Genomic DNA, 9,791 nt, shown 5'->3' with positions numbered 1-9,791 from the left:
CGGCCGCTACAACCCAGACGGTCTAGGCGTCGCAAGCCCGGTGTTGCGCCAGCTTCTCGCGCAGACGCTGCGGCCGAATGTCGGCCCAGTTCCGCTCGATATAGTCCAGGCACCCAGCGCGAGCCGGCTCGCCTGGGATGTGCTGTTCCTCCTTGTTGAGCAAACCGAGGAAGCGGCTGTCGTCGTCAAACGGATTGATGCTCACCGGCCTACCTAGTCATCGAATAGAGCTGTCGCTTGCAAGAACTGCCCCGCGCGGGAGTTGCAGCCTACGAGAGTAGGTAACGGCAACAGTTGCAGGCGGTAAGAATATTGGCAGTCGGCAGGCCATGCCCGGCCGAATCGATGGTTGACGGGTCTGGTCTTGCGTTCGGCAAGCCCGTTCGACAATGAGTTCGGGAAGCCGAGCAACCGCTGGACGGCAGATACGAAGCCGGGATGTGCAAACTGCACCGCGGGAAGCTGCACATCGCCACCGACTTGGCGCTGCACCGCCTACCGGCCACCGGGACCAGCGGCTTCTACGGGCTCATCGTGGAACGGCACCGGCAAGCCTGTTCGCTACCATCGGCGGCGCGGCGAACTTCCCAAAATCATGACCATGATGCCGACCCGCGCTTCGCGCAAGCCGCGATGGACCTACCACCGTCAGCCGGCGCAGGAGGTCGGGGAGTTTTGTTCACCCTGGTTTTATTGGCCGATGTCCGGCAAAGGTGCCGTCGGTCGGCAATGGAATCAGCCAGTGCGACGGGTCAGAACCCGTCGCCAACCTTGGGTTAGTTGGCGTGCAGATCCTCGTTGAGGGCGATACCCCGACCGTCGCGGGCCACCACCTCGACCGCACCGGTCATCGAATTGCGGCGGAACAGCAGATTGCTGCTCCCGGAGAGCTCACGCGCCTTGACCGAGCTGCCGTCGGGCGTGGTGATCCTGGTGCCGGCGGTGACGTAGAGCCCGGCCTCCACCACGCAGTCATCACCCAGTGAGATGCCGAGGCCGGAATTGGCGCCGAGCAGACAGCGCTTGCCGATCGAAATGACCTGCGTCCCGCCGCCGGACAGCGTACCCATGATCGACGCTCCGCCGCCGACATCGGAGCCGTCACCCACCACCACGCCCGCCGAGATGCGGCCCTCCACCATCGAGGCGCCCAGGGTGCCGGCGTTGTAGTTGACGAAGCCCTCGTGCATCACGGTGGTGCCCGGAGCCAGATGAGCGCCCAACCGCACCCGGTCGGCGTCGGCGATGCGGACGCCGGTGGGTACCACGTAGTCGACCATCCGGGGAAACTTGTCGACGCCATATACCGTCACCGGTCCGCGGCGGCGCAGCCGCGCCCGCACCGCCTCGAAACCGTCGATGGCGCAGGGTCCGTGATTGGTCCACACCACATTGGTCAATACGCCGAACAAGCCGTCGGCGTTCAGCCCATGCGGCGCGACCAGGCGATGGGACAGGAGGTGGAGCCGCAGGTAGGCGTCGTAAGCGTCGGCGGCGACATCATCGAGCGAGCCGATGACCGTGTGGACCGCAATGGTCTCGGTGCTTCGGTCGTCGTCGCGGCCGATCAGCGCGGTCAGCTCGGCGGGAACGTCGGATAGAGCCAGTCGCGATGTCGCGCCGGTGCCCGATGCGGTCAGCTCGGGGGTGGGAAACCAGGCGTCGAGGACCGACCCGTCAGAGGCGAGGGTCGCCAGCCCGATGCCTGCAGCTCCAGTCACGACGGTCAGGTTACTTTGGTCGCCGAGCAGACACGGAATCGCATCCCAAAGCTTCCGGTGGTGCGATTCCGTGTCTGCTCGGCGAACTAGGGTTGGTGTTGTGCTGGACTTGCGCGGGGATCCCGTTGAGCTGACGGCGGCGCTCGTTGATATTCCTAGCGAGTCGAGGAATGAGGCGCGCATCGCCGACGAAGTGGAAGCTGCGTTGCGCGTTCAGGCGTCGGGGTTCGAGGTCATTCGCAACGGCAACGCCGTGCTGGCGCGGACCCGGCTGAACCGGCCCTCTCGGGTGCTGCTGGCCGGACACCTGGACACCGTGCCGGCGGCCGACAACCTGCCCAGCCGGCGGGAGAATGACGAGCTGCATGGCTGCGGTGCGGCTGACATGAAATCCGGCGACGCGGTCTTCCTTCATCTGGCCGCCACGGTGGCCGAGCCGGCGCACGATCTGACGCTGGTGTTCTACGACTGCGAGGAAATCGATTCGGCGGCAAACGGTTTGGGCCGTATTGAGCGCGAGCTGCCGGACTGGCTGGCCGCGGACGTCGCCATCTTGGGCGAGCCCACCGCCGGCTGCATCGAGGCCGGCTGCCAGGGCACATTGCGTGTCGTCCTCAGCGCGACCGGAACTCGCGCGCATTCGGCGCGTTCTTGGTTGGGCGACAACGCGATCCACAAACTGGGCGCTGTGCTGGACCGGTTGGCGGCCTACCGGGCGCGCAGCGTTGACATCGACGGTTGCACGTACCGTGAGGGCCTTTCGGCGGTGCGTGTAGCAGGTGGCGTCGCCGGCAACGTGATTCCCGATGCGGCCTCGGTCACGGTCAACTACCGTTTTGCCCCGGACCGGTCGGTGGCCGCGGCATTGCAACATGTCCATGACGTGTTCGACGGGCTCGACGTGCGGATCGAACAGACGGACGCCGCGGCGGGTGCGCTGCCCGGTCTGTCCCAGCCCGCGGCGAAGGCCTTGGTGGAGGCCGCCGGCGGGCAGGTGCGGGCCAAATTCGGCTGGACCGACGTGTCGCGATTCGCCGCCTTGGGCATTCCGGCGGTCAATTACGGGCCGGGTGATCCCAATCTGGCGCACTGCCGCGACGAACGAGTGCCGATCGGCAAGATTACCGCGGCCGTCGACGTGCTGCGCCGCTACTTGGGCGGCTAGCGCTCCCGTCGCCCGAACCGCGCGGCCGCCTCTGTCGCGTCGGCTGCCGCGGCAGCCATCCCGATCCCAGCCAGCTCGGCAGCCACCGCCGTCAGGGCGGCCGCATCTCCGTCGGCTAGGCCACGGGCATGCTTGACGACGACATTTCCTACCGTGCAGTCCATTTCGGTGGCCAGATGGGTCACCGGGTCCACTGCGCGGATGTCGCCCAACCGAACGGCGTCATGCCAGGCGCGCAGCGCTATTGCCGACTGCCCGGCACGCGCGGCTGTGCGGGCCGCCTCACGGGCCGCCGCGATCGCCCCCGTCGTGTCCCGGGCGGCCGCTCTGGTCCAGGCCCTAGCCAGACCGAGCTCGGGCGCGAACAACGCGGACTTGGTTCCGTGCCGAGTTTCAGCGCGTCGCAACGCTTTTGCGGACTCGGCGATGTCGCCTTGCTGTGCGATAGCCGTCGCCAACAGCATCAGCGACAGCGGACCCCACGAGTAGCCGGTTCGTTCCAGCGTGGCGGCGGCCGGCTCCAGCATCGATGCCGCGACGCCGAATTCGCCTTTGACGATCAGCACGTAGGCCAGTAGCACTTCACCGATGGCCCGGCCGGGTTGCTGCAGCTCGGCGAAGTCGGTGAACCGCTGGGCCAGCGTGTGCGCCTGCGCGACGTCGCCTGCCATCAGCAACGACGTGACCTGAGCCAGGCCCACGGTAAACCGCAGCAGCCCCGGATGTTCGGCGGCCGCCGCCTGTTCGGCCAGCCGGTCGACGTCGCCGAACCGGCCCATTCGCGCCGAGGACAAGGCGGCGGCGCTGGCGGCCCAAGCCACGGCCATGTCCCCGGCGCCCGGTCCGGACAGCACGTCACTGGCCAGTCTGATGGCCCGCGGCAAGTTTGCGGAGTTCATGGCGAACGTGGCCGTCAGGGCGTCGAGGGTGCTGCGGGCTGTGGGTTCGGTAACGCGGTTTCGGGTCGTCTGCAGAAACGCGGTGGCGCGCTCGGGCTCGTCGAGCATCCAGAACTGATTCGCCGCCCGCGGTATCGCCCAGGCCATCAGCTCGGTCTCGGTCAATGTGGCGGGATCCACCGCCGCTAGCACCGCACCGGCTTCGCGACCACGGCCCTGCCAAGCGAGCGCGTACGCCAAGGGTAGGCGTGCCGCCAGCGTGTCCGATCGGTCCAGCGCCGCTCGGGCCAACCGCTCGGCGAGCTGCACGTCGCCAAGCCGCAGTGCCTGCGCGGCCGCTGTCACCGCATCCGCGACCGTGTCCGGCGCGGGGATGGCTGGGGTATCGGTGGCCAGCACGGACAGTCGCAATTGATCGCTGACATGGTCGCACGGGTGCTTGGCCAGCTGGGTGACCACCGATGTGCGCAGCGCACGTGCCCTGTCGGCGGTGAGCATGCCGCGGGAGCGATCGGCGTACAGCGGATGGCCAACAAAGATGTCGCTGGTTTCGCCGTTGGGAGCGGAGCGCACGGCACCCGCGGCTTCGGCTTGCCCGAGCGCGTCCAAGCCCCCGCCACCAACCAGGGCAACCAGGTCGGCGCGCGGCAATGGTCCGGCGATGGCGAGGTAGTCGACGACGGTGCGGGCCGGTTCGGACAGGGCGGTTAGGTATTCGTCGACTAGGCCGGATAGCGGTAGCCGATCCTCGCCCCGACAGCGCCACTGGCCGTCGACGTACTCCAAACCGCCGCCGACGACGAGATGCCGCAAATACAACGGGTTGCCCAGACTGCGCCGGAAGACCTCGTCGGCATTGGCGACGTTCAGCGTCACGTCCAGCGCTGACTCCACCAACGCCGTGGTCTGGGCCCTATCGAGCTGTTCGATGTCGACCCGGGTGAGCAGATAGTCAGACCACAGCGCGGCGACTGCGTCGGGTAGCTTGGCCCCCGACCGCACGGTGACCACCAGCCGCGCCGCTCGTGCCCGCGCCAGCTGGTATATCAAGGTGGCCGACAGTGTGTCCAGGTCGTGTGCGTCGTCGATCATCAGGAGCAGATCGCCAGCGTCGCCGGTCAGGTGTTTGCGCGCCGCCCGCAGCAGGGCAGCGGGCCGCCCGATATCGGTCCCGGAAGAGGGCAGGCCAATCAAATGGCGGAAGGCGCCGAACGGGATGGCCCGCCCTGGCGCGGTGCCCGCGACCCAGCGAGCCCGGCCGACCCTGGCCATGACCCGCTCGGAAACAAGTTGTGCCAGCAGCGTCTTGCCGACGCCGTCCGGCCCGACGAGCACCACCCCGGACCAGTCCGGACTCTCGACGGCGGCCTCCACTCGGTTCACGACGGCTTCGTTCGGAGCAGCTACCCAGCGCATCGCCGGATTTTATGGCGCGCTTCGGCCCAGGGACATTTGGGCGGAGCGATGGGCAAATGTGTACGGCGTCCGCGCCGTTGGTCTACGTTCTGGTGTATGTCGGCGACGAGCGACTTGACTGGTGATTGGACTGTGGCTGTGTACTGCGCGGCCGCGCCGACGCATCCGGAACTACTGGAACTCGCCGCTACGCTCGGCGAGGCCATTGCCGAGCGTGGCTGGACGCTGGTGTGGGGCGGTGGTCACGTTTCCGCGATGGGGGCGGTTGCCTCTGGTGCCCGGGCCCGCGGCGGCTGGACCGTCGGCGTGATCCCCAAGATGCTGGTCTACCGCGAACTGGCCGACCACGACGCCGACGAGTTGATCGTCACCGACACGATGTGGGAGCGCAAGCAGATTATGGAGGATCGCGCCAACGCGTTCATTACGCTGCCAGGTGGTGTCGGCACCCTGGACGAGCTGTTGAACGCGTGGACCGAGGGATACCTCGGGGTGCATGAGAAACCCATCGTGTTGTTGGATCCTTGGGGGCATTACGACGGATTTCGGGCATGGCTGTGCCGGCTGAACGACACCGGCTATGTCTCAGATGCGGCGATGGAGCGCTTGGTGGTGGTCGATAACGTTGATGACGCGCTTCGGGCCTGCGCACCGGCCTGAGGTTGGTTGGCAACCAATTCGACTTTTCCGAACGAATCGAGGGCTAAGTGTCCGATCATGACGGTGGCGCACGCACGACGGTCAGGCTGACCGATCTCGCAGCTCGGGTGCCGCGAGTGTTGGCCGACACGCCGTCGATCGTGCGCGGGGCGATGACCGGGCTGCTGGCCGGGCCGAACTCCAGGGCGTCGATTGGCACGGTGTTCCAGGACCGGGCCGCCCGCTACGGCGACCGAGTCTTCCTGAAGTTCGGCGACCAGCAGCTGACCTACCGCGACGCCAACGCCACCGCCAACCGGTACGCCGCGGTGCTGGCCGCCCGCGGTGTCGGCCCCGGCGACGTCGTTGGGATCATGATGCGCAACTCGCCCAACACCGTGCTGGCAATGCTGGCCACGGTCAAGTGCGGCGCCATCGCCGGCATGCTCAACTACCACCAGCGCGGCGAGGTGCTGGCCCACAGCCTGGGTCTGCTGGACGCAAAGGTGCTGATCGCGGAGTCCGACCTGGTCAGCGCCGTGGCCGAATGTGGCGCCTCGGCGGTCCCCATAGCGGGCGACGTGCTCACCGTCGAAGACTTGGAGCGATTCGCCACGACCGCGCCCGCCACCAACCCGGCGTCGGTGTCGGCGGTGCAGGCCAAGAGTACGGCCTTCTATATCTTCACCTCGGGCACGACCGGATTTCCCAAGGCCAGCGTGATGACGCATCAGCGGTGGTTGCGGGCACTGGCCACCTTCGGCGGGATGGGGCTGCGGCTGAAGGGATCCGACACGCTCTACAGCTGCCTGCCGCTGTACCACAACAACGCGTTGACGGTCGCGTTGTCGTCGGTGATCAATTCCGGGGCGACCCTGGCGCTGGGCAAGTCGTTCTCGGCGTCGCGGTTCTGGGACGAGGTGATCGCCAATCGGGCCACCGCGTTCATCTACATAGGCGAGATCTGCCGGTATCTGCTCAACCAGCCGCCCAAGCCGACCGACCGAGCCCACCAGGTGCGGGTGATCTGTGGCAACGGGCTGCGGCCGGAGATCTGGGATGAGTTCACTGCCCGCTTCGGGATCGCGCGGGTGTGCGAGTTCTACGCCGCCAGCGAAGGCAATTCGGCGTTTATCAACATCTTCAATGTGCCCAGGACCGCCGGGGTATCGCCGATGCCGCTTGCCTATGTGGAGTACGACCCGGACACCGGCGAACCGCTGCGGGACGAGAGCGGGCGGGTGCGTCGGGTACCCGACGGAGAGCCCGGCCTGTTGCTCAGCCGGGTCAACCGGCTGCAGCCGTTCGACGGCTATACCGACTCGGCTGCCAGCGAAAAGAAGTTGGTGCGCAACGCTTTTCGGGACGGCGATTGTTGGTTCAACACCGGTGACGTGATGAGCCCGCAGGGCATGGGTCATGCCGCGTTCGTCGACCGGCTGGGCGACACCTTCCGCTGGAAGGGCGAGAATGTCGCGACCACGCAGGTCGAAGCGGCTCTGGCGGCCGTAGCGGTCGTCGAGGAGTGCACGGTCTACGGCGTCCAGATTCCACGCACCGGCGGCCGCGCTGGGATGGCCGCCATCAAGTTGCGTGACGGCGCCGAGTTTGACGGCCAGGCGCTGGCCCGCACGGTCTATGGTCAGCTGCCCGGCTATGCGCTTCCGCTCTTCGTGCGGGTAGTGGAGTCGTTGGCGCACACCACGACATTCAAGAGCCGCAAGGTGGACCTGCGCAACCAGGCCTATGGCGCCGACGTCGAGGACCCGCTGTACGTACTGGCCGGCCGCGACGAAGGATATGTGCCCTACTACGCCGACTACCCCGAGGAGGTAGCGACCGGCAAGCGACCGCAGGGCTAGCGGTCCTGGGGGAGCGGCCCCGGGGAGCGGCTTTCCGCCTCCCCACCGGGCTCGGTTTCATCGAGTCTGCGCCGATGGCGTCGAAACGGCGCGCAGCGTGCGTCCGCCCGAACGTCGGGCAGCCCTGAAAGCGGTCTCGATACCCGCACCGGGGGCTGGGCGGTAACCAGGCACTATGGATACGTGCGTGCAACACCGCCGGCGTCAGCCGGCCCTTCAACGCTGTGCGGCCGCCCGGTCGCAGCTGATCGCCCGCTGATCATGGCGATCATCAACCGCACCCCGGATTCGTTCTATGACAAGGGTGCGACGTTTGGCGACGCGGCTGCCAGGGACGCGGTCCACCGGGCCGTCGCCGATGGTGCGGATGTCATCGACGTCGGCGGCGTTAAGGCCGGCCCGGGCGAAAGCGTGGATGTCGACACCGAGATCGCGCGGCTGGTGCCGTTCATCGAATGGCTGCGCGGGGCCTACCCGGACCAGCTGATCAGCGTTGACACCTGGCGCGCAAAGGTGGCCAGGGAGGCCTGCATGGCGGGCGCGGAGCTGATCAACGACACCTGGGGTGGCGTCGACCCGGCGATGCCCGAGGTGGCCGCTGAATTCGGCGCGGGCCTGGTGTGCGCGCACACCGGCGGCGCGCTGCCCCGCACGCGACCCTTCAGGGTCAGTTACGGCACGACTACCCGCGGTGTGGTGGATGACGCGATTCGCCAGGTCACGGACGCCGCTGAGCGGGCAGTCGCGGCCGGAGTGGCCCGCGACCGGGTGCTGATCGACCCGGCCCACGATTTCGGCAAAAACACCTTCCATGGGCTGCTCCTGTTGCGACACGTGGCCGATCTTGTTATGACCGGGTGGCCCGTGTTGATGGCTTTGAGTAACAAGGATCTTGTCGGGGAGACTCTGGGCGTGGATTTGACCGAACGGCTTGAGGGAACACTGGCAGCCACCGCATGGGCGGCGGCCGCCGGAGCGCGCGTGTTTCGGGTGCATGAGGTCGCCGCCACCCGGCGGGTGCTGGAAATGGTGGCCTCGATCCAGGGGCTCCGCCCGCCGACGCGCACGGTGAGAGGACTCGCATGACAGCATCGGAGCTGGTCGCCGGCGATCTCACCAGTGACGGGGTCCGCGCCGCGCTGCCCGGAGACACCCGCACTTGGCACCGTCCCAGTTGGACGATTGGGGAGTTGGAAGCGGCCAAGGCCGGACGGACGATTTCGGTGGTGCTGCCGGCCCTCAACGAGGAGAAAACCATCGAATCGGTGATCGACAGCATTTCCCCGCTGGTCGATGGCCTGGTCGACGAACTTATCGTGCTGGACTCCGGCTCAACCGACGACACCGAGATCCGGGCCATCGCCGCCGGCGCCCGCGTCGTCAGCCGCGAACAGGCGTTGCCCGAGGTGCAGACCCGGCCCGGCAAAGGTGAGGCGTTGTGGCGTTCGCTGGCGGCCACCAGCGGCGACATCGTGGTGTTCGTCGACTCCGACTTGATCAACCCGCACCCGATGTTCGTGCCGTGGCTTCTCGGTCCGCTGCTCACCGGGGACGGCATTCATCTGGTCAAGAGCTTCTACCGACGGCCGCTCAAGGTCAGTGACGTGAATGGCGGGGCGGGCGCCACCGGCGGCGGGCGGGTCACCGAGCTGGTGGCGCGGCCGCTGTTAGCCGCGCTGCGGCCCGAGCTAGGCAATGTGCTGCAACCGCTGAGCGGCGAGTATGCGGCGCGCCGGGAGCTGCTGACATCGCTGCCGTTCGCCCCGGGCTACGGCGTGGAGATCGGCCTGTTGGTAGACACCCTCGACCGGTTGGGCCTGGACGCGATCGCCCAGGTCAACTTGGGTGTGCGGGCGCACCGTAACCGACCGCTGGACGAGCTCGGTGCGATGAGCCGCCAGGTCATCGCGACCCTGCTGTCCCGCTGCGGAATCCCCGACTCCGGCGTCGGGTTGACCCAGTTCTGCGCCGCCGGGCCCGACGGAACTGGATACACCCAGCAGACTTGGCCGGTGTCGCTGGTAGACCGGCCGCCGATGAACGTGCTCAGGCCACGCTGATCACCGGAGTGTCGATGCGATAGGGCAAT

8 protein-coding genes are annotated in these 9,791 nt (G+C 67.5%); 5 read left to right on the top strand and 3 right to left on the bottom strand.

Annotated features, from left to right (window positions below; genetic code table 11):
* Positions 1-22 precede the first annotated feature (22 nt).
* Together AADZ55_RS17420 and dapD are read right to left on the bottom strand one after the other, a co-directional pair.
* A complete protein-coding gene (locus tag AADZ55_RS17420; protein ID WP_085327540.1) occupies positions 23-205 on the bottom strand; it encodes a hypothetical protein in 183 nt (60 codons plus the stop codon).
* 571 nt (positions 206-776) lie between these two features.
* Positions 777-1,730 (bottom strand): 2,3,4,5-tetrahydropyridine-2,6-dicarboxylate N-succinyltransferase, encoded by a 954-nt coding sequence (gene dapD / locus AADZ55_RS17415; RefSeq protein WP_085327542.1) that lies wholly within the window; start codon positions 1,728-1,730, stop codon positions 777-779.
* Positions 1,731-1,821: 91 nt separating this feature from the next.
* Between dapD and dapE the strand changes: the two genes are divergently transcribed.
* Positions 1,822-2,886: a succinyl-diaminopimelate desuccinylase gene (dapE, locus tag AADZ55_RS17410; protein WP_085327538.1), complete on the top strand. Its 1,065-nt coding sequence runs from the start codon at positions 1,822-1,824 to the stop codon at positions 2,884-2,886.
* On the opposite strand, the gene AADZ55_RS17405 is transcribed toward dapE, so the two are convergent.
* Entirely contained in the window at positions 2,883-5,201 is a 2,319-nt protein-coding gene (locus AADZ55_RS17405; protein ID WP_119185104.1) for an AAA family ATPase, read from the bottom strand. The two genes, dapE and AADZ55_RS17405, sit on opposite strands and share 4 nt — an antisense overlap.
* A gap of 96 nt (positions 5,202-5,297) precedes the next feature.
* Between AADZ55_RS17405 and AADZ55_RS17400 the strand changes: the two genes are divergently transcribed.
* From AADZ55_RS17400 to AADZ55_RS17385, 4 genes are all read left to right on the top strand, one after another.
* Positions 5,298-5,861, top strand: coding sequence for a TIGR00730 family Rossman fold protein (locus AADZ55_RS17400; RefSeq protein WP_085327537.1), 564 nt, complete (start codon positions 5,298-5,300; stop codon positions 5,859-5,861).
* A 47-nt stretch (positions 5,862-5,908) separates the two neighbouring features.
* Positions 5,909-7,702 carry a long-chain-acyl-CoA synthetase FadD6 gene (fadD6, locus tag AADZ55_RS17395; protein WP_085327536.1) on the top strand — a complete coding sequence of 598 codons (1,794 nt, stop codon included), beginning with the start codon at positions 5,909-5,911 and terminating at the stop codon, positions 7,700-7,702.
* Between the two features lie 261 nt (positions 7,703-7,963).
* Positions 7,964-8,788, top strand: a complete 825-nt coding sequence (folP, locus tag AADZ55_RS17390; RefSeq protein ID WP_242670377.1) for a dihydropteroate synthase — start codon at positions 7,964-7,966, stop codon at positions 8,786-8,788.
* Positions 8,785-9,762, top strand: a complete 978-nt coding sequence (locus AADZ55_RS17385; RefSeq protein ID WP_085327534.1) for a glucosyl-3-phosphoglycerate synthase — start codon at positions 8,785-8,787, stop codon at positions 9,760-9,762. Before folP ends, AADZ55_RS17385 begins: the two co-directional genes overlap by 4 nt.
* The last annotated feature ends 29 nt before the right edge of the window (positions 9,763-9,791 follow it).

Origin of the sequence: Mycobacterium decipiens, assembly GCF_963853665.1 — a bacterium.
Taxonomy (GTDB): Bacteria; Actinomycetota; Actinomycetes; order Mycobacteriales; family Mycobacteriaceae; genus Mycobacterium; species Mycobacterium decipiens.
Note: the sequence above shows the minus strand (reverse complement) of the source record. Positions and strands in the feature narration are given on the sequence as shown.